Genomic DNA, 21,778 nt, shown 5'->3' on the forward strand with positions numbered 1-21,778 from the left:
TAAATGTTAGTTGGACACTCCGCTCATCGCAACAATTGTTTTATCTCTATGTCTCAAAAAGTGATCAGCAAATTTTCTCCTGTGACTTAGTAATGTAAATGTACAATGACGCTTAACTCAACATTCCAACTTCATTGAGCACTTTTAACCTCCTGCCATTTTCGCCTTGTAACCCTCTTTAGTCAGGATTTCCATTACTTTATTTCTGACTTCACCCTGAATAATTATTTCTCCATCTTTGGCTGAACCTCCAACGCCACATTTGGTTTTTAATAACTTGGCGAGATCATTCAAATCATCCTCATTTCCGGCAAAACCGGTAATCAGTGTAACAACTTTTCCTTTTCGCTGCTTCCGGTCGAGCCACACCCGAAGGTTTTGACTATGAGGGGGCAAGGTTTCTACCTGGTCATCTGCTTCATTTTGCCTGATCAAATCCGGATTGGTGGAATACACAAGATCTCCGGCGAGTTTTTTGCTTTTTGACATGTTATTTTCTTGCAAAAGTAAGTAAGTTTAAACTGCTGAAACAATTTGAATGGCGCTTAAAATTTAATAGTGCTGACCTGAACTGCCCGCCTCACATCAAAATCAAGCATGGCGTTGATCAGCATAAAATTACGAAACTTGCGTAAATCATTTATTGTGATTTCCCTGGAAGTGACATGATGATTATCCAGTAGCCGCTGCCGGCAAGTGCCTGGAAGCAAAGGATGATCCGGAGTAACCCAGATACTACCGTCATAAAGTAGAATATTGCTGTAAGAAGTGTCGGTAACAAGGCCATTTTTCACAATCAGAATATCATCACAAGCTCCTTTATGTGAAAGAAGCTGGTTCAGTTTACTGCGGTTGGCAAATTTAAAGGAATAATCCACTTCATCATCTTTGACAATTTTAAGGGTGTTAATCCGGCGGGGAAAGTATTTCTCAAATTCGATCTTTTCAATAGCCTCACTAAAAATTACCCGGCATTTGTATGTTCCTTTTTCAATCCAGTCAGGAATGGCGACCAAGTCTGTTAAAACAGGGGTTTCCGATAAAGGGAAAAATTCCTTCACCGTCCGTTCCATCCGCTGTTGGTGGTATTCCAGGTGTTGCAATACACGGTTTTCAACCCTGATTGTTTCGAGAAATTGGCACATAAATTTTCTGAATTAATTCTTCGTACTCTTTTTCAACAACGCTCATCGATGTGATTCCTCCGCCGCTTTTAAACCAAAGTTGACCATTTTCATTTTCGATAAAACGGATCATAACAGCACTGTCAAGGTTCTCACCATCAAACACACCGAAAATTCCTGTATAAAATCCACGTTGGTAGTTCTCCACATTCCTGATAATCTCTACTGTTTTTTTCTTTGGCGCCCCCGTTATGCTGCCGGCAGGTAATATTTTAAGCAGGATTTCGCCCAATTGAGTTTTATAATTCTTCGGAAGAGTTCCACAAATCCTTGAGCTTAGCTGGTACAAATCACCTTTATGGGTCTGTAAAAGGTCTAAGTATCGGAATTTCTCGACAAAAACATCCTCCGAAATCATCGCCAGGTCGTTGCGGATCAAATCAACGATCGTGTTGTGCTCTGCTGTTTCTTTCACATCACCGAGCAATATCTCATCTGCAAAAGGGATTGAAGCGTCAATTGTTCCTTTCATCGGACAGGAAGATATCACCCCATCCTTAATTTCAACAAAGGTTTCCGGAGAAAACACGACAAAATGATGATCAAGGAGAAGTTTGTATTTTGCGTTGCTTAAAAGAAAAATATCCCTCAGGTTCAGTGATGTCTCAAGCAAACTTCTGAATGTAAGATTAATCAGGTAAGTGTTACCTTTTCTAATCTCTTTCTGCACAGCATCAAAAGCAGAGCAATAAATGGCAAATTCAGGTGGAAAGAAATTAAAATAGAAATCCTTTTCAAATACCGGATAAGTTCCTTTTAAGGGATAGGCAGGAGTCTGGAAGCAAATCCCTTCAGGCAATTCATCTAAAGGAAATACTTCCGGCATTTGCAAATCATAGTCGGTGATAAATAAAAAAGGAGTGCCGGTTGTGGCCAGTTTATTTACTTTTGAAACGAAATTAATAAGCGATTTTCCCACTGATGAAACTATTGCTGGTTGACAATTACGACTCCTTCACCTACAACCTGGTGAATATTCTGCGCAAAAGTAAACATCTCAGCATTGATGTGCAGCAAAGCAGGGATGTTCGGCTGGAAAAAGTAAAAGATTTTGATAAAGTCCTGTTTTCTCCCGGGCCAGACGTACCTCATGAATTTGACATCATGGCACAGATTCTTGCAGCCTACCAAAACAAAAAAAGTATTCTCGGAATTTGTCTGGGTTTTCAGGCCATCGGGCTGTATTATGGAGCAAAGTTGACAAACCTGAATACGGTACATCATGGGATCAGTGTCAGCATTTCACCCTGTGTACCTGTGGACAAATTATTTAAAGGGATCGAATCACCATTCAGCGCGGGATTGTATCACTCCTGGGGAATTACAGAGGAAGCATTCCCAGCAGCAGTAAGGATCACAGCCAAATCAACCGATGGACGCATCATGGCATTAACGCACAGGGATTTTGATGTAAGAGGGGTACAGTTTCATCCCGAATCTGTAATGACACCTGAAGGCAGTAAGCTGCTCAGGAATTGGATCGATTTGTAAACCTGCCTGTTTCCAAAACCCAAAATAAAAAAATCAGTCCCGCTAGTTTAGCAGGACTGATCGTTTTGAATGTTATGACTTAATTGTTATCCGGTGCTTTTTCGCTGTTCTACAGGCTAGCAGGCGTTGCGATTTTTATTCCGATATCAGGAATTCGTACAATCCTTTCTTGTACCAATTACTCACCGCAAGTGTTACAGGTATGCTTTGAACCCTTCACCCATGACAAACAATGAAAAGCGCCGGCAGGAAATTCCACATATAAACGTGCAGACTGTTGATGTTTCCATTTGAAGCCTGCACGTTTAACGGATGATTTCTATTCGGCCAGTTTTCTACGCATACTGTAAACCTTCCTGCCGCCATAAGCTGCGCCAAGAGCAATTAAAAGTACAATCCCCTCGCCAACAGGTGCAGAACCACCAGGAACGGTTGGGTCAGTCATTCCATGCCTGGGAGGTGGCGGTGCTTGCGTTTGGGCAATACTGACAGTAGCTATGCAAAAGAATGCCAGTACCAGAAAAATGCCGATGATGTTATTTTTTATTCTTTTCATATTACGATAAAGTTTATTGTTTCAATTTCAATCCTGTACAAAACATCAGGACAGTTGAAAACAGTGTTAACGAATCAGTAATTTGTGCGACTCAATACCCTCTGTGGTTCTAACTTTTACAATATAAACCACATTATGTCCGGGAACGGTAATCGTGGCATCTGTTGCATGAACAGGTGTACGTGTAACCAGTTGCCCGAGTGTATTGATCACCTCAACATCTAAAATCTCACTGCTTCCTAAATGCTGTATGATGATTTGGTTTTGCAAAGCATAAACCTTTGTAAGTTTTTGATCAATCACCGGCACTGATGTAGCTCCATTGAAATGCAGGAAGAACCTGTTTCTGATCTCTCCCGGTTCAGCAATTTGTGCTACATACTGTGAAGTGGTTCTCAGATTTGTAAATTTATTGGCCAGGCGGTCTTCCAGTGTAATGACGGCAGCCGGGTCAAAATTTTCAATCAGTTGAACATCGAATGTATAATTTCCGGCAAAACCGGCGTCAACACCTAACGCAATTTCATAGGTATCGGTTTGGTTGAGCACCGGAAGTCCCTGAATTACAAAATCACCACCCTCAAGCTCACTATAAAATGCGAGTCTGGAGCTGATTTTATATTTTTCAGCATCGGTTCTGTCCATTCCCACTTCAGCTCCTTCCATAAAAGCTACAAGGATTTCGTTGTAATCTTCCTGAGGTCCTGTAACACTTAACCAAATTCTGTCACGGTCTTCCTGCTCTTTATAGAAGTATGAATCATCTGTTACGCGCATATCATTCTCAAAAGCAATTGGTATAACAGCATTTTGATTGAACGGAGTTGATTTCACCTGTAAAATAAATCCTTGTGAAGGTGCAATAATACCTGTTGGTGCATTAGGATTGGTACCACCAACTCCTGGAGCAACTCCAACGCCGCCGGCCAGAGAATAAGTAGCGTAGTCATCACGATCGCCCTGATAATCTGCGGCTTCGTCCCAGAAATATAAACCAAACACTTCCGGATGCGCATTTAAGAAAGCATCACCATCCAGTGCTGCAGGATAAGGATTTCCGACAAAGTTAAAACCTCTCTGGTTCCAGAATGGTGAAACAGGGCCCGGTGTGTAGGTAGCTTCAAAAGGCACAGTACCAACATTCAACTCACCAACAAATTCCTTGGTGTAATCGGCATCGCTGTATGCCACTGCATAGCCTTGACCCGGAGCCAATACTCCAACCGGAGCATTGTAATTCAGATTTATCCATTCACGTGTGGTTTCCACCCACTCGTAAAAATCGGCAAATGCCGGGTATGGTGGTGCAGGCCAAACCTGGAACAAGGAATATGGCGCCATCTCAACAGGTGAAGATACATAGTGGTATTTTCCCTGTGAAAGGAAACGCTCAACTGTTGCAGGAACATTGGCATTGTTGTGAATCAGGTAACCTGTACCGGAAGCATCTGATTTAATTCGCAATGAACCAGATGATTTGATATAAAGGTTATTAATTACAACTTTGGTAGCTGTGGCAATTTCAGCAGCAACACCAACCAGTGCATTGTTAGCTGCTCCTGGAAGCTGATGGTAAGCCGGGTGAGTATTTGCAACAGTATTGTTCCAGTTAGCTGCAGTAGCCCAATCAGTTCCAACACCAATGTAATATCCTGCCAGTTCAAAAAGAGGGTCTACAGCATTAGTCAATGTTCTGGAGTTAATGACACTTGAATTTGCATTTAACCTGTAGTAAAGACCACCATCTTCATAATATGGACATTCGATTACATAAACCTGATCTGCTACAAATTCCAAGTTCAGTGGAACATCTGCAAAATTATTCAGAACAGTACTATTATCTGCAATGCTTAGTCGAAGACGGAAAGTACCAATTCTCTTCCAGGTGTTATCATCAAACAAAGTAGTCTCTTCATCAAGTCCAAGTGGATCAGTGACCCACTGCAGAAGCGTTTGATTTGAAGTAAAATTCGTTGAAATAGGAATTATTCTGCTACCCGATAAATCAGAAGTGCCATTAACATAAGTCAAAAAGCCATTCCTGATTCCTCCTCCGTTCAACATTGCAGTATTAAAACTGAGTTGCCATTGAATCGCCTCAATTGCAAAAGGTTCAACGGGATCAGATGTGTTTCTCAAACGCACATCAAATGTGAATTCTGTTTCATTTACTTGAACCACGTTGGTTAACTCCATTTCATAAGACTTTTGGGCAAATGACTGGAGACCCATGATAAGCAAAAGAAATAAGATAGTTATAATCTGTTTCATATCAAAAAATTTTAAATGATTACGGTGTTACTCTTATTACAAAATTCAGCAAACCAGTTTGAACCAGTGTACGATCAAGAACATTTACAGTACCATCAGCATTTGTGTCTTCAATCAGATACCCTTTTTCAAGAGCTAAAAGGGCTGATTGTACCAAAGAACGATCTGCAACATTGATAAATCCATCCTGATTTACATCGCCGGCAAAGATAGCAAAATTTCCATCAAGCAAATCTTTTTGATTATTTCCGTAAGCTTTGGATAAGGCATCAGTGAAATCATAGGTTATAGAGCCGCCAAACAGCACTGCTGTGGCACTGACTGTTTCGAGATGATTACGACTTTTTATGGTGATATAATACTGATCACTGAACATGGATGGAACCAATGCAAGTGCCGTCCCGTCAGTATTTAGTTCAATATCAGATTGCGACCACACGATCGTACCGTAGTTGGAAGCATCGTGTAACTCCACCGTAATTAAATCGGCAACTGTTCCGGAATATTTATCAAACGGGCTCACGCCATCATGATCCTGGGCTTTACGCATCAGACCTCCGCCAATGTACAACCCCTCAAGGAACACTTTAAGGTTCACTTCAGTCACGGAATTCACAAAACCATCAACCAAGCCCACGGGTACCGGGGTTGCATTGATATAATGAAGCGATGTTTCCGGAGTGAAATTAACTTCAGCAAGGCCGGTCAGAAAATCGAAATGGATCGTAATCAAATCGCCATCAAGGATAGAAAGTGCGGAGGCACTTGTCTTGATAAATGTCAATGTTCCAGCAAGCTGGTCAACACTGACAACCCATCCTGAAAACTGATTGGCTGTGTAACCTGTGTAAGTAAGCTTTTGGTTATTGAAGCTGATGCTGAGTTCAATTGAACCCACGGCAGCAGCAGACAAGCCATCGGCGACCACCGGTACATCAACCGGATCCGGAATGACCAGGTAACCTCCCGGCGGATCAGGCAATGGAATGGAATCGGCCCCGGTTGTGAAAACTTCTGAGATGGTGAGCGTACCGACCGGAGACAAATCCGGTGAAACACTACCATCTACATAATCACCCGGCACTACTAAAGAGGTTCCATTAGGTGTTGTAATTTCACAAAAGTCAGTTAAAAACTCAAGGTCGGTAGTGAAGCCACCAAGGTAATCAAACTCCAGTTCAAGGAATGTACCGTTGATGTTTACCCCGCTGACACTTGTCCACACTAAAGCAAGCACTGAACTTCCGCCATAATTAGGGTTAATGGCGATATTTGACCCATTAAATGCAACTTCAAGAGGGCCGGAATAGGTCAAAACATCTCCATCATAATCAATGCGAATAGTAACAGCGCCCACATTATTCAAACCGATCAAATCCAGATTTACGGTAACCGGACCAGGTCCGGAAACAACGTCTTCAAGAGATACAATCGGTTGGGACATTAAAGGAATGGCAAACATGATTGCCATGAATATCTGTATTATTTTCTTCATCATATTGTTATGTTTTTACGTTTACTAATCTTGTTTCATACATATCATCTTGTTGTTGGTTATTTTATCAACACCTTAATCGTCTCAACAGTTCGGTTCTCACTGATCATTTGCAAAAAATAAATTCCGGTATCCAGGCTTCCAGTACTTATCATTCCAGTGCTATGCAAGGGATGCTCTGAATAAACAACTTCTCCAACAAGATTCACCAGTTGCAAGTCAAAACCTGGTTCCGGTAAATTTACATCAAAATTCAACACCTCTTCGCAAGGATTTGGAAAAACCCTGATCGCATTTGTATTCAGTGATCCGTTGTTTACAACTGTCAGGGGAGAAACTGTGAGTGTAACAGAATTGCTGTTCACTGCGCAATCCTCATAACTTACATTGCATCGGAAAGTATAATTGTTGAATGCCAGTGGAACCTCTTCAATAGTCAATTCGTGTGTGTTTACTCCAGTGTAATTAGCAGTGTTCTGGAGATCAATCCATACACCATTCGCATAATGTTGCCATTGAAAATCAGGTCCGCCGTAAAGCATATTTATTACAAACTGCGCCTGTTCACCTTCGGTTACGGTTACCGAAACCGGTTGTTCCGAAATCTGAAGTACAGAAACCAGCAGGCCATTCTGATAAACAACATTCGCGATTACAGAACCTGATGAGTTGGCTACTTCGCATTGATCAGTAAAAACAAGCGATGCATTGCCTTCATAATAATCCAACTTAAGGTCGAATAATTTGCCTTCAGCTATATTCAATGCCGAAAGGCTCGACCATGTAATGGCAATTCTTGATGTTTGATCAATAAAGTTGGATAAAGGTGCTCCTCCCAGCTGAACATGAGGATTTTCTATTGAAACGAATTCCACAAGTAATGTATCGATAGAAATGAAAAATGTAAAAGCAGCAACATCATTAAAATTGGATACATTCACAGGCAACAGGACACTACTGTTTTCACAACGGGGTTGGGCGCCGATGGAGACAGTGTGCTGGCCAAAAACTGACCAACAACCGAACATCAGCAGCAGACCCAGTATAAAAACCGGATGGCCATTTACCTGTATGTGAAATCCTTTTCTCATCAATTATTTGTGATTTAAACCAAAAACAAAAGTTCAAATAGAATAAGGTGTGCCGTAATCCGGCACACCTTAATTATATTTGTCTTATCTGATCAAGATCATGCTGTTGTTGGATGAGTAGTCGTTACTTTCACCCTTAACTTCCAGCTTGTAGTAGTAAACGCCTGGGCCGTTGAGGTCGCTGCTTTGTACAGTTACCTTGTGTGTGCCTGCGCTTTGGTATTCGGTGACAAGTGTCTTCACAACCTGACCCATCTTGTTGTAGATCACCACACTTACTGCTCCGGATTCGGGCAGGTCATAAGTAATGGTAGTTGCATCCCTGAATGGGTTGGGGTTGTTAGTTACTGCAAATGTATTGATTACAGGAGCTTCAGTGCTGAGGCTGCTGGCCTTTAGGTTAACACCTTCAACAACCTGTGCACTCCTGTCAGCCAGTTCGGTGAAGCCGGTGAGTTCGAACAGACGGGCATCTGCAGAAATATCACCAATTACACGAACGGTAATCATAGCAATTGCATCTCCTTCGTTGAAGTTGATCCCTTCAAGTGCTGACCATGCGATATTGACAATGCCCTGTTCGTGATTGAAATAAGCATTGTCTTCACCATAGTTGGTTGCTATCACCTCGATCAGGTCGTTGCGATAGGTCATACCGATACTAATAGCGCCAAGGTCTGCAAAATGATCAACAACGATCGGGATGGTTACTTCCTCACCCTTGCTTACCGCAGTTACACCTTCGTAAATGAGATCCAGTTTTGGTTCAGCTTTGAAACCGCCATACACCGGAACATATGAACTGTTGATATCACTAACAGCATCATAGTAGATGTTCAGATAGCGGTAACCCAAATCAGGATAGTTTGCCAAAGCATCCAGATCATTGAAATAATAATGCTGTCCGGCAAATGAAGAAGCTATATATGAATACATATTAAGTTTATCGAGAGCAGTCGGGATTTGAACACCAAAAGTAGTGTTAGTGTTGAAATCGTCCTCATCCACGAAAATACCGGCCACCTCAAAGTTGGGTTTGTCGTTCGGATAAACCTGGATCAGGCCAATTGCACGGCGCTTTGCAAGCAATGCATCGAGACCTGTTAAGGTTCCATTGTAATTGGCATCGGCTACATTTTCGTTGTATGGAGCGTAAGGATAATCAATGTGTGCCAGTCCGGGGAATCCGCTGATGTCGTTGCCAATGACCATGTGTTCAACCAACATTGCATCCGTAGCATTAACTCCATCCCAGTTGTTGTAAGTCCAGTTATTGGTCAAAAATCCATCTGAATAAATTCCACCACCATTATTCCATTCTTCATAATACCCACCATCCCAAACAAGTACTCTGTAATCAGCATTAGGATCAAGGTTATAATCGAAAGCAAAGGCTGCTTCATAATACTCATCGGTAAGCAGGGGATGTAGGTCTTCACCATAATACTCCTCTACCTTTTTCACCTCTACGGCACCATAATAAGGATCATCAGATTCTAAATCAAAGTCCGCACCAACCAGCGAAACGTAGAAGAAATCAGGAACATTCAATCCATAGTAATTAGTCATAAACGGCGAAGGCATCGGTGTTTCACCGGCATTGTAGTATTTCACCTGGCCTACGAGGAGGTTGGGGAGAATTTCAATTGTGATTGTATAAGTATCGGAGCACAAACCATTGTCAACAGTTACGCTCAATTCAACTTCATCGTAAGGCAGCGGATCGTCCCAGATAAAGGTGAGGCTGACAATTTGTGCTGACGGATCGCTGATTGATACTGCCATAGGATCAACAGCACTCCAGGAATAGGTTGGGAAACCAGGCTCACTAAGATTAGGTGCAGCCACCGAATAGGTTTCAACAGCTCCGCTGAACACACTGGTAACGCCGCCAATTCCTTCAACTATTGTGTAGAAGGTAATTGTAACTTCATCAACGTCTTCACAGATGCCATTGGTTTCTGTCCAATAGAATGTATAAACACCACCAACATCCACTGTGACTTTTGTTTTGGGATCAGTGTCATCTTCGAAAACAACATTACCGGGAGCGGGTGTTTTAGTTGTCCATTTCCCTGTACTTCCAACTACAGAATATGTTGCATCCAGATTGTATTCAAGGATATTGAAGCATACATAATCATCTAAACCTGCATCAGCATTTGGATCGTCGAGGAAAGTGATCACTACCGATACATCAGAAAGACATCCCTCAGTTGATTCAACTGTGCCGGTAAATGTGTAAGTCCCCGGAGGATAATCACCATTAATCATGAGATATTCCGGATATTGTAAACCATCATAGAGGAAATAATCTGATCCGGTTTTCTCCAGGAAGAAGATTGGTTCATCACCATTGATGATATCCCACATCGCCAATTCCCATCCTTGAGCATTATTTACACCATCAACCCCTTTTGCAAGCCACCATGCCCAATAAGCTGGGTCGGTAACTTCTTCGATAAAGAATGGATTGGGGTAATTTGGTTCAAGGTCAACAGCAACAGTCAATGAAGCAACACCTATATAATAATAATCAACATTGTCATTAATACATGCGGTGTAACCATTGGCTAAATCGCCATCAATTGGCATAGGATCGCTCAGGTCATCATATTCGGAATAGAACAATTCGATTGCTGAAACAACTGGCTCGGGATGAACTATAATTGAAAAATTATAATCCTCCAGAGATGTTGAATGACATCCTTTATCATCATATAAATCAAGGATGCTGAACAAATAGGTGCCGGTTGGGAAATTAATCAAATCATAGGTCCACGTACCTGAAACACCTGACATTATATCTGTCTGTGTTCCGAAAGGTGAAGGCCCTTCAATTTGCCATTCAACAGTCCAGGGAGCCGTACCTATAACGCCTTCAATCGAAATAGTAACTTCATCATCATAGCAAAATTCAATGACAGGGTTACCCGTAACCGGTTCGTCATTCACCTCCACCAGAGCTGTTGGTTCAGGATTTATCGTAATAGTAAAGGTGTAACTGTCCAGTGAGGTTTGTGAGGCTGCACACATGTTATTATCCACAAGGCTGGTTACTGTGAAAGTATACAGACCAACGGGGAAATCCAAAAGGTTGTAAGTAAAGGTTTCGGAGACACCGGTCATATAATCGTTTTGGGTCGGAAAACCAGAAGGTCCTTCAATCTGCCATCCTAACGTCCAGTCGGGTTCACCAACTACACCGGCTACATAAATATCAATAACTTCATTGTAACAGAATTCGAAGTCTTGTCCGGATGCAGAAGTTCCGTTTACTTCGATTTCAGCGGTAGGTTCGGGGTGAACAATCAGACTCATCCAGTAATCGGCCAAAGTTGTAGCGGATGTTACACAATTATTTCCATCTGTTATAGAGGTAATTGTCAGGCTATAGGTTCCAACGCCCAGCGGGAACATATCCGCCTCGAAATATTCTATATCACCATCACCATCCACAGAGCCTGTACCATAGAAAGGATAGCCAACTCCGCCACCAATTTTATCAATAGTGAAAGTGAAATCCCAGTTAGGTGCACCAACTGTGCCTTCGTAGCTGAGCTCTATTGTTTCATCATAGCAAAATTCAAATGATTGTCCAAAAGCCAAGGCTCCGTTAACAAAGAAGTCCATTTCCGGTTCCGGATGAATGGTCAGAAATGCCAGCCAGGGATCAAGGGTGGTTGGAGAGCAACCGTTATTATCAACCAATGAATTAAGGGTTATGGTATAGGTTCCTACGGCAAAAGTACCTGGCCCAAAAATAACATCACCAAGGTCACCCGTAAAGGTGCCAGTGACAGGAGTTACCCCATCGTCATACTGATATTCCAGTGTAAACGGAGGCTCTCCGGCCCAAACATGCGATAGTGTAACATCAAATACATAATCGTAGCAATATTCAAATGAAGACCCGGTTTCGGCAAGAACACCATCAAATGAGAAACCAATAGCAGGCTCAGGATTTACAATAACTTGAAATGAATCGCCTGCGTAAGCATATTCTGTACCTTCAAGATAGGCAAAATTGGTTACCTCAACATTATAAGTCCCTGGTTGCACATCATCAATCTCAAATCTCCAGGTATCAGTAGCCACATGGCCCTGCAAAGTAGTCTGAACACCAGTGTTGGGGTTAGTAGGGTTTAGGTCATTTGCAAGCATTGCAGAGAGATAGAGTGTGCTGTATTCGGCAGACAATGTATAGCTTCCAGCAGGATTGTTATTGTAGAAAATATCAACCACTGTACCAGCATTAAGAGGCACATCAACTTCAATAACAGCATCATTTTTTACCCGACTATCCACGTTGTAAATAGTAGGATAACCAATTTCATATTCGAAGGAGTAAGGAACATTCCAGCATGTTTCAAAATCTGTTATGTCAACAACAGTAGCATCAGCGAATGTTAGTGTGTATGTTCCAACTTCAAAATCCGTGTAGCAAACATCAAAATCAACATATCCAAGGACAGTGATCGTAAAAGGGATGGTAACAGGATTATCAATTCCTGCAAAAGTAAATTCAAAACTATCTGTCAACCCTTCTTTTGTGATAAGGTTGGGTGGTGCTATTGAAAGTAAGTCATAGAGAAAGATTTCAGTTGCCCCACCAATATCTGTCGGAGCACTGTTGAGAAGGTTCGTTGTTCCGCCATCAAGAGAAACTTTAATAAGTTCAGCACCTGCAGGAAATCCGCCGGGGATATCCATTCTCAGATCAGCCACCACCGGTCCGATAACCGGATCGTTAAAAATGCTGTAATTAACATTGTCTGGAATATCATAAGTCACATCAAAAGGTAAGATAACTGGGGTTTTGGTGACTGATTCGATTTCGTAATCAGTAATGGTGATATTAGGATCACGTACTTCGAATAAGGCAACAACAGAAATCGCAGTACCGTTAGCACCCATAACCAGATCAATAAAGTCATTGGTTGATTGGTGAATGAAAAGAGGATCTCCCGGGGGAATTGGTGGTCCAAAATATGGATTGGAATAATCCCACAATGTTACCTGGTGACTCGTGATCTGACTGGGAATTACTGTTCTCAGTCTCATCAACTGACCTGCAGCAAGTGTTAAAGTTGAATTTTCAACAGGTCCCTGAATGGTTGTAACTGTTGTTCCGGAACCACGGTCAAAAACTTCTACACGCCCATGACACTCAATTGTCAGTCTGAGCTGTGTTTGGGCAAAAGCCGAACTCAGCCCTACAAGCAGCATTACCATCAGCAACGCCACTTTTTTGAAATGATTTTCGTAAAATCTGCTCATAATCGTAAATTTTTAAGTTAGTAATTAAATAAATAAATTGAATTGTTTGCTCAATTGTTTGGAAAACTGTTAATGAATTGAAATTTGAGATGTTTTAAAATCTATGTGGGTTAAATGGTGATTTAACAGAATCTCCCGGCCAATGGCAGGATTATCCAGCCGGCTGTGAGTGAGAGGCAATTCCTTGCGTTGTGTTGAAGCAATGGGCAAGTTGCAAATGGCATCAGCAGGAAACAGGTTCCCTGCTGCAAAAATCGGCAGTGTTGCCGCATGGCGCAAGCGCAAAGAATTACGCATTGGAGAGAGGGATGTTGACGTACCGGCGGCCGACAAACCACTGAATAATACCAGCGAATCGTTCATGACGCCTGAAAAGTGATGACTTTTGCTGAAAGCGGCATGGCCAGACAGCAAGGTCAAAGCAGTGACAATCAATAAGTAGGTGTAAATACTGATCATTTATTAGGTAAAATTTGTCAAAGCAAAAGTAAATAAAATTTGAAGCGAAGCAAATCTAAATTGTTAAAAACCTGTTAAATTGATAATTTTTAACAAAAAAAATATTTGTTCTATTAAGCCAAAAACAGCAATTGATCAAAATTCGTGTTGTCAAATTTACACCAATCCGTTGGTTTTGTTGGACAATTTCGTTTAATTTAACGTAATTTAACGGGATCGATCCTGCCGGTTAAGCAGTCATTCATGACAAAAAGCAGGCTAACTTGTTGTTTTGCAGCCAGGTTCAGGGATGCTTGACGAATCACGGCAAAAAAAAGGAAATTGACGGGTTGGGTCATGAAGATCGGACTTTTATTACTTGAAGGTGAGAAATTAGAAAAGAACCAGGTCATTTTCTACCGGTGGTGGTAAATCTTATGAGTAAATTCAGCAGATTGGAACTCCTGAGGTTACTTTACAACGACAACCCCATTCCCAAACCGAAACGGAATAACAAAGTGATTATGATAGCAAGCAGGATGGGAATCTTTTTTAGCCTGAAACTGTCGCGGTGGCGGGTGAACTGAATGGACTGGAGTTTCTCCATCCGGAAAAATACCGAGATTACGATGATTACCAAGCTCAACAACACAAGGGTATCGATGTATTCAAATTTGGCCTGGTAAGGTATCTTGAGGATAAAAATGAGGATGTTTCCGATAACGAACGGAATAATCAATTGAGCATAAAAGAAAGGCTCGACCTGCGACATGCTCGCTCTTCGCAGGTAGATATTCAAGGAGATCAGGATGTTTTTGGCTGAAAACTGGCCGATCACAAACAGCATGATCAGGCCAAAGATACCGATGATTACCCTGAACACCATGGGGATATTCATGTAATTGAAAAAAGCGCCGGGCATGTAGTTGATAAAAGCCCCAAATACGATGTCACCAAAAAAGAGGGTGTAGGCAATCAGGTAAGCCCACAGCAGGAAAAGTTTGCCATGGCCGGAGCCTTTCCTCACGTTCTGGTACATCACCTGGAACAACACGCCGAAAAGCAAAGCGAGCAGTACACCTATAAAGAAAATGAGTACAACCGGTTCGAGGGTCCAGGTAAAATCTTTACGGTCGAGATCAAATCCGTAATGGTACAACGTTCCGTTAAGTCCATAGAAAACCTTGGCCATGACCATCGAAGTAAAATTGATCACCGTAATCACAAAAATATAGGCCAGCATGAAGTAGGCCGTTGAATTGATGGTGATAATCAGGTTTTTGTTTGGTGTAAGTTGTGAAGATTCAGACATTGGGTATTGGGTTTTTAATGAAAAATCTGAGGACAAATGTAGGAGATATTTTTTAAACCCCTCAATTTGGACATTTATTTATTTTCGCCACCGATTTAATCATTTGGATTTTCATTAAAAATACACCTATTATAATATGTTAAGATTTTCAGCACTTGAGAAGGTTTCGGAACGGAAACCGATAAAAACAGAGATTCCCCGCGGGAAGATCTCCGATTATTTTGGCGAACTGACTTTCAACGATGCAGCGATGCGGGAGTACCTGACATCGGAGGCTTACAGGAAAGTAAGAAATGCCATCGAAAAAGGGGAAAAAATTGACCGTCGTGTAGCCGACCAGGTAGCAGCCTCGATGAAAGCCTGGGCCATTGGTAAAGGGGCAACCCACTACACCCACTGGTTTCATCCTTTGAGTGGCGCTACGGCCGAAAAGCATGATGCCTTCATCAACCCGGTGGACGGCGGCAAAGCGATGGAAAATTTCAGGGGCAACGAGTTGATTCAACAGGAACCGGATGCTTCGAGTTTCCCGAGCGGTGGCATCCGAAATACATTTGAGGCACGCGGCTATACAGCCTGGGACCCAACCTCGCCTGCCTTTATCCTCGACAATACCCTTTGCATCCCCACCATCTTTGTTTCCTACACCGGTGAATCGCTGGACTATAAAACACCGTTGCTGAAAACACTGGCTGTGCTGGATGGCGCTGCTACCGAAGTTTGTCATTATTTCGACAAAGATGTGAAACGTGTAGTAGCCACATTGGGATGGGAACAGGAGTATTTCCTGGTGGATTCGGCGCTTTTTAATGCCCGTCCCGACATGATCCTTACCGGAAGGACGGTGTTTGGCCATTCGTCTGCCAAAGATCAGCAACTCTCCGATCACTATTTTGGCACCATTCCGTCGAGGGTGATGGAGTTCATGAAAGACTTTGAATATGAATCACACCGTCTCGGGATTCCTGTCAAGACAAGACATAACGAAGTGGCGCCCGGCCAGTTCGAATGCGCCCCGGTATATGAAGAGGTGAACCTTGCCGTTGATCACAACCAACTGCTGATGCACCTGCTGAAAAGGGTTGGAAGCAAGCATAATTTCAACGTCCTGCTGCACGAAAAGCCCTATGCAAGAGTCAACGGATCGGGTAAGCACAACAACTGGTCGTTGCAGACCGACACCGGGATCAACCTATTGTCGCCGGGCAGCGACAGCCGGTCGAACCTCAGGTTTCTCACTTTTCTGGTTAATATTCTGAAGGCGTTGCACGAACATTCCGATCTTATCCGTTCAGCCATTGCCACTGCCAGCAACGATCACCGGCTTGGCGCCCATGAAGCACCGCCGGCTATCATTTCAGCCTTCATCGGCACGCAGCTCACCGAAGCCCTCAACCAGCTTGAATTGCAAGGTAAAGTAAACAAAGGAGGCAGCCAGGGCTTGAACCTGAACATCCCAAAAATCCCTGAGATTCTTCTTGATAATACCGACCGTAACCGTACCTCGCCTTTCGCATTTACCGGCAATAAATTCGAGTTCCGGGCAGTGGGATCATCCACCATCTGCTCAAAAGCCATGACCCCGCTTAACCTGATCCTTGCAAACCAGTTAAAAAAATTCAAAAAGGATGTTGACCATCTGATCGGACAAAAAATCCGCAAAGAAGACGCCATCCTCAGGGTGCTCAGGGATTACATCGCTACAGCCAAAAACATTCTTTTTGAGGGAAACTCATACAGCGAAGAATGGGCAGAAGAAGCTGCCCGCAGAGGACTGTCGAACATCACTGCCACTCCTCAGGCGCTGATCAAAGCGTTCAACGATAAAACAGTCGGTCTTTATGAAGAGGAGGGTGTCCTGAACAGGCGCGAACTTCATGCCCGCCATGTGATCAAAATGGAAAAGTATGTCAAGCAGATCCAGATCGAATCGCGGGTAATCGGCGACCTGGCTACAAACCACATCATTCCGGTAGCGATTGATTACCAGAACGTCCTCATCAAAAATGTACGTGGTTTACAGGAGGTTCTTGACAACAAAACCTTTGTAAAACTCTCGAAAAATCAATTGCAGGCACTTAAAGACATTTCGCTTCATATCGCTGAGATCAAAGAAAACGTTTTCAAAATGATTGAAGAACGCAAGATTGCAAACAAGATCGAAGACGCTCAGGAACAGGCGATTTATTACAATGAAAAGATTTTCCCGTTCTTTGCGATCATCCGTTACCATGTGGATAAACTCGAACTGCTTGTAGATGACAAACTATGGCCATTGCCAAAATACCGGGAGCTATTGTTTTTAAAATAATAAAAGAGATCGAAGGAGCTCAGAGCATCCTGAAGAGAAATTAAATATTGAGTGTTGAATGTAATCAATTCAATAGTTTAGTTCGTATTGATTTTTTGATTTAATACAGGTTAAAATGAAGAAAAAAGTCGCTGCTTTCATTTTGATGATGCTGCTTCCGGGTATAGTTACCTTTGGGCAGGTTAATGTAATTCATGTGAATAACCCCGCATCGATGCCTGTCGGAAGCGGCTTTTACTACACTTTGCCCCTCACGGTGCTGCAGGTTGATGTGGTGCTGAGAGTTGAAAAACAGGCGAAAGGTCCGATGGTGAATTATGCTGAACGCTACCTCGGGATTACCGATGCCATTCAGTCTGACAATACCTTGTTCGAAATCAGCCGGGTAATCATCACACCCACGGCAAAACCCGATCCTGAGGAAGTTTACTATGTCGAAATGGGTCAACGTGATTCAAAAGACCCGCGAATGCTGCTTTTCGAAGTCAATGAATCAGGTTATTTGGTTTCAGCGAATAATATCGATGCGCAAAACCGCAAATTACCAAAGAGTGGCCGACAGATCATGATTGATGGAACCGAATTTACTTCGGGTGATGACAGTGATTTTATGTACTCAGGAAAGGTCAACATTTCCACAGATACTATTGTTCGAAGGGTAGCCGTGGATACAACGATTGTTGAACAATTAAGTTTTCGCAGCCGGGCACTGGACAAACCCGATCAGGATTTTGCCGTCGAAATCATGGCTAAAATTGAAGAGGTCAGGGAGTCGCGTTACAAATTGTTAACCGGTTTCCAGGAAACAGCCTATGAAACAGGCACCCTTCAGTTTATGGATGAGCAACTTCAAAAATTGGAAGAAGAGTACATTGCATTATTTCGTGGAAAGTCGTTTACTTATTTCGAAAACCACACTTTTTACTTCACCCCTCCAAAAAAACAGGAAAAAACCACGGCGCCGCTTTTCATGTTCTCAGCCAACTCAGGGATCAGCCCGGCAAAAGGTGGTATTGGCGAAACGGTTGAGTTGACCCTTGAACCTGCAGGAACAGGTCAAATGATTGATGGTTTTGCAGGCAAAAAAGGCCAGGATGCATCACAGAATGGAATTGCTTACCGGGTTCCGGGACAAGCTTTTGCCAGTTTGAAAATTGGCAAAGAAGAAATTCACACGGAACAATTAACAGTGACCCAGTTGGGAACTGTCCGCCGTTTACCTTTCAATAAGTTCAAAGTTGAATTTTCGCCGGAAACCGGAGGGATAATGATGCTTATGCTGGAGTAGTTGGGGATTGGGGAGATGCTTGCCAGGCACTGACGCAGGAAGTGGCGGGGAGTAATGGGGTATTGGGTGATGATTGACCACCTCTGAAAAAGAAGGGGGCAGGGAGTGTTGAACGCTGGATTGTTGGACGTTGTGCGTTGGACTTTGGGGCGATGGGGCGTTGGGATGATGGGGCGATATTTACCATGAGTTTCGATTCAGCCAAAAGGTTGTAAAACGGAAGTTATCTGCATCCCCCTTAGTGCCGGCAGGAAAACCCACAATAATTGATTTTCAACATGCTGGGTTAAAAATAGACTTTTATGACGGCCTCTTCGCAAAATCAAACTAAAATTCGATCGTATAACCGTAAGTCTGACCGCCGGATTTTGGAGGTGGAGTTGGTGATTTTTCAGCAGGTTTTGGTTTGGTTACATAATCAATCTGAATCGGGGCGGCTTCCGGCAACTTGAAATTGATCCTGGTTTTCATCGAGGCAGTAACTCTGAGGCCGCGGTTTTTGGCTTTTTCGTACTTCAGCAGCCAGACAACCCGCATGGCCTCTTCATCGCAGCCATAACCGATTCCATGGGTCACCTCAACATCAAGCACCCTGCCCAAGCCATCCACCCGGTAACGCACATGAACAGCCCCCTCTATCTTATTCTCCAAAGCCTCTTTCGGATATCGCAGGTTTTTACGGACAAATTCCTGGAAAGCTGCCTTACCACCCGGGTATTTTGGCAGGTTAATAAACTTTTTATCTTTCTTATTTTCACTCATAGCGTGATTTTCAAACCGATTTTCAGCAAACATAAGTTAATTTCTGTAACTAAAAATTGAGCCTGCTCAACTTTTTAATTATTTTTGCTCACCTTTTGTTTTGAATGCTTCGACTGTAACCAAATTTTAATCACCAAATAACAAAACAATGATCGACTTTTCTTTAACTCCCGAACAGCACGGCATCATTGAGAAATACCGTGACTTCACCAACCGGTGGATTATTCCGAACAGACTAAAGTACGACGAGCTGGCCGAATTTCCCTGGGAAATCGTCAAGGCTGCTTACAAAGAAGGTATTATGAATGGCCCGATGCCTAAAATATATGGCGGACACGATCACTCGCTGCTTGATGGGGCACTGGCCTCCGAAGAGTTAGGCGCCGGCTGCATTGGAATCGGCATTTGCATTGATGCCAATACCCTGGCGCTCACCCCTCTCTATGTTGCCGCTTCAGATGCACTAAAGAAAAAATATTTTGGCCTGATCAACGAGGTGCAGGGTGTTGCCGCCTATTGCCTCACCGAACCCAATGCAGGCTCAGACGTGCAGGGAATCAAAACAACCGCCATAAAAAAGGGAGATAAATACATCATCAACGGGCACAAGCGCTATATCACGAATGCCGAAGCTTCAACGTTTCTGACAGTGTTTGCGATTACTGATCCGGAGAAAGGATCAAGAAGCCTGACAGCATTCCTGGTTCCTTCTGATAGCCCGGGCATTGAAATGAAGCCCAGATTAAAGAAAATGGGGCAAAAGGCCAGCGTTCAAAACGAAATTCTATTCACCGATGTGGAGGTTCCTGCTGAAAACATGATTGGCGAAGAAGGCCATGGTTTTATCATTGCCATGAAAACATTCGACCGCACACGCACAGGTGTCGGTGCGCTAAGTGTGGGCAATGCCCGCCATGCCTACGAAACAGCAAAAAACTGGACCAAAAACCGCCGTCAGTTCGGGGCCCCCATCTCATCCAATCAGGCAATTGCTTTTATGCTGGCTGACATGGCGACGAAGGTGGAAACCGCCAGAATCCTGGTTTGGTATGCTGCATGGGCTTATGACCACGACAAGAAAAAACTCAACAAGCTTTCAGCGATGTCGAAACTTTATGCTTCAGATATAGGCATGGAAGTTACCACGGATGCGGTACAGGCCATGGGTGGTGAGGGCTATACCTGGGATTTTGGCGTGGAAAAAATGATGCGTGACGCCAAACTCTGCCAGATTTATGAAGGAACCAATCAAATCCAAAGGCTGGTGATATCGAAGAGTATTTTGAAGGAGTAGGAAGGGGGATGGAGTAATGGGGTAATGCTTGCCCGACTTTGAAGAATGAAAAGGCGGGCTTGTCCGACTCCGACGAAGGAGGAGGCGGAGTGTCTTGTCCTGAACTAAGTTTACACAAAAACTAAACAAAAATCAGGACGAGTCAGATTGCGAACTGCCATAGCCAAAACCTGTCAGTCAAGCACGTGGGCACAACCATCCGGTTCATCGAATTGATTGCTGCACTAGACTCGATTTTGAACCACATAGGTGCATAGGAATCATAGTTTCTATTTTAATTCAGTTCCTTAATGAAGGGGTTTTTCTATGTTCTGCTATGTGTTTATGGAGTTCATTTTAAATTACTTTAGTTCAAATACAAAAAACCATCCTTGTTTTTTGTGAAACTTCATAAAAAGACATGGATACTTCACCTGACGGCTTGGACCAAGTGTGAGGTTCAAACCTGAGAGTGTTTAGATTTTCCCAATCAAATGTTAATTAAAGATTTTTCATGATTTCAATCATTGTTGCTGTAGCTGAAAACATGGCAATTGGAAAAGACAACCAATTGCTGTGGCATATTTCGGAGGATTTGAAAAGATTTAAAATACTAACCTCCGGACATACGGTTGTCATGGGAAGGAACACCTGGCTATCACTACCAAAGCGCCCCCTACCCCATCGGATTAACATCGTCATTACGGATAATCCAACCGAGTGTTTTGAAGGGTGTTTGATGGTGAACTCCATCGAAGCAGCCATCGCCAAATGCCCCAAAGATGAAGAGTCCTTTGTGATGGGTGGCGCCTCCATTTACCGCCAGTTTATGCCACTTGCCGACAGGCTCTACGTTACACGGGTTGATCAACCATTTGAAGGAGACACTTTTTTCCCTGAAATAAAACCTGAAGATTGGAAAATTTTGGAACAATCAACATGGTTTGATATACCCGACGGGAGCTTCAGGTACCGGTTCGAAAATTATTCGCGAATCGAATCAAAAGAAAATCGCTAATTGTTATT

At 43.0% G+C, this 21,778-nt stretch carries 17 protein-coding genes; 5 read left to right on the forward strand and 12 right to left on the reverse strand.

Going from position 1 to position 21,778, the window contains the following annotated elements; translation table 11 throughout:
* Positions 1 to 144 precede the first annotated feature (144 nt).
* The 3 genes from IH598_16445 to IH598_16455 are packed head-to-tail and all read right to left on the reverse strand — an operon-like array spanning position 145 to position 2,088.
* Positions 145 to 489 (reverse strand): translation initiation factor, encoded by a 345-nt coding sequence (locus IH598_16445; GenBank protein MBE0640104.1) that lies wholly within the window; start codon positions 487 to 489, stop codon positions 145 to 147.
* A 56-nt stretch (positions 490 to 545) separates the two neighbouring features.
* Complete coding sequence (locus tag IH598_16450) at positions 546 to 1,145, reverse strand: aminotransferase class IV (protein ID MBE0640105.1); 600 nt, start codon at positions 1,143 to 1,145, stop codon at positions 546 to 548.
* A complete protein-coding gene (locus tag IH598_16455; protein MBE0640106.1) occupies positions 1,114 to 2,088 on the reverse strand; it encodes an aminodeoxychorismate synthase component I in 975 nt (324 codons plus the stop codon). The genes IH598_16450 and IH598_16455 overlap by 32 nt, the downstream gene beginning before the upstream one ends.
* A 17-nt stretch (positions 2,089 to 2,105) precedes the next feature.
* Here IH598_16455 and IH598_16460 point away from each other — a divergent pair, with 17 nt between their 5' ends.
* The gene (locus IH598_16460; protein MBE0640107.1) at positions 2,106 to 2,675 is read left to right on the forward strand and encodes an aminodeoxychorismate/anthranilate synthase component II; all 570 of its coding nucleotides are present in this window, start codon (positions 2,106 to 2,108) and stop codon (positions 2,673 to 2,675) included.
* Between the two features lie 319 nt (positions 2,676 to 2,994).
* Here IH598_16460 and IH598_16465 read toward each other — a convergent pair whose 3' ends face one another.
* The 7 genes from IH598_16465 to IH598_16495 form a co-directional block, all read right to left on the reverse strand.
* The gene (locus tag IH598_16465; GenBank protein MBE0640108.1) at positions 2,995 to 3,231 is read right to left on the reverse strand and encodes a hypothetical protein; all 237 of its coding nucleotides are present in this window, start codon (positions 3,229 to 3,231) and stop codon (positions 2,995 to 2,997) included.
* Between the two features lie 66 nt (positions 3,232 to 3,297).
* The gene (locus IH598_16470) at positions 3,298 to 5,502 is read right to left on the reverse strand and encodes a T9SS type A sorting domain-containing protein (GenBank protein ID MBE0640109.1); all 2,205 of its coding nucleotides are present in this window, start codon (positions 5,500 to 5,502) and stop codon (positions 3,298 to 3,300) included.
* Positions 5,503 to 5,521: 19 nt separating this feature from the next.
* The gene (locus tag IH598_16475) at positions 5,522 to 7,000 is read right to left on the reverse strand and encodes a hypothetical protein (GenBank protein ID MBE0640110.1); all 1,479 of its coding nucleotides are present in this window, start codon (positions 6,998 to 7,000) and stop codon (positions 5,522 to 5,524) included.
* A 56-nt stretch (positions 7,001 to 7,056) separates the two neighbouring features.
* Positions 7,057 to 8,088: a T9SS type A sorting domain-containing protein gene (locus tag IH598_16480; GenBank protein MBE0640111.1), complete on the reverse strand. Its 1,032-nt coding sequence runs from the start codon at positions 8,086 to 8,088 to the stop codon at positions 7,057 to 7,059.
* 84 nt (positions 8,089 to 8,172) lie between these two features.
* Entirely contained in the window at positions 8,173 to 13,368 is a 5,196-nt protein-coding gene (locus tag IH598_16485; GenBank protein MBE0640112.1) for a T9SS type A sorting domain-containing protein, read from the reverse strand.
* Between the two features lie 69 nt (positions 13,369 to 13,437).
* On the reverse strand, positions 13,438 to 13,827 hold the full coding sequence (locus IH598_16490; GenBank protein ID MBE0640113.1) for a hypothetical protein: 390 nt from the start codon (positions 13,825 to 13,827) through the stop codon (positions 13,438 to 13,440).
* A gap of 454 nt (positions 13,828 to 14,281) precedes the next feature.
* Complete coding sequence (locus IH598_16495) at positions 14,282 to 15,118, reverse strand: hypothetical protein (GenBank protein MBE0640114.1); 837 nt, start codon at positions 15,116 to 15,118, stop codon at positions 14,282 to 14,284.
* A gap of 136 nt (positions 15,119 to 15,254) precedes the next feature.
* On the opposite strand from IH598_16495, the gene IH598_16500 reads away from it, so the two are divergent.
* Positions 15,255 to 17,429, forward strand: a complete 2,175-nt coding sequence (locus IH598_16500) for a glutamine synthetase III (GenBank protein ID MBE0640115.1) — start codon at positions 15,255 to 15,257, stop codon at positions 17,427 to 17,429.
* Between the two features lie 115 nt (positions 17,430 to 17,544).
* Positions 17,545 to 18,717 carry a DUF4831 family protein gene (locus IH598_16505; GenBank protein MBE0640116.1) on the forward strand — a complete coding sequence of 391 codons (1,173 nt, stop codon included), beginning with the start codon at positions 17,545 to 17,547 and terminating at the stop codon, positions 18,715 to 18,717.
* Here the strand turns inward: IH598_16505 and IH598_16510 are convergent.
* Together IH598_16510 and IH598_16515 are read right to left on the reverse strand one after the other, a co-directional pair.
* The gene (locus IH598_16510; protein MBE0640117.1) at positions 18,704 to 18,904 is read right to left on the reverse strand and encodes a hypothetical protein; all 201 of its coding nucleotides are present in this window, start codon (positions 18,902 to 18,904) and stop codon (positions 18,704 to 18,706) included. The two genes, IH598_16505 and IH598_16510, sit on opposite strands and share 14 nt — an antisense overlap.
* A gap of 140 nt (positions 18,905 to 19,044) precedes the next feature.
* Complete coding sequence (locus tag IH598_16515) at positions 19,045 to 19,479, reverse strand: energy transducer TonB (GenBank protein ID MBE0640118.1); 435 nt, start codon at positions 19,477 to 19,479, stop codon at positions 19,045 to 19,047.
* 148 nt (positions 19,480 to 19,627) lie between these two features.
* Here IH598_16515 and IH598_16520 point away from each other — a divergent pair, with 148 nt between their 5' ends.
* Positions 19,628 to 20,773, forward strand: coding sequence for an acyl-CoA dehydrogenase family protein (locus IH598_16520; GenBank protein MBE0640119.1), 1,146 nt, complete (start codon positions 19,628 to 19,630; stop codon positions 20,771 to 20,773).
* A 493-nt stretch (positions 20,774 to 21,266) separates the two neighbouring features.
* Complete coding sequence (locus IH598_16525; GenBank protein ID MBE0640120.1) at positions 21,267 to 21,770, forward strand: dihydrofolate reductase; 504 nt, start codon at positions 21,267 to 21,269, stop codon at positions 21,768 to 21,770.
* Positions 21,771 to 21,778 lie beyond the last annotated feature (8 nt).

It is taken from the genome of Bacteroidales bacterium, from assembly GCA_014860585.1.
In the GTDB taxonomy this organism is placed as follows: domain Bacteria; phylum Bacteroidota; class Bacteroidia; order Bacteroidales; family 4484-276; genus RZYY01.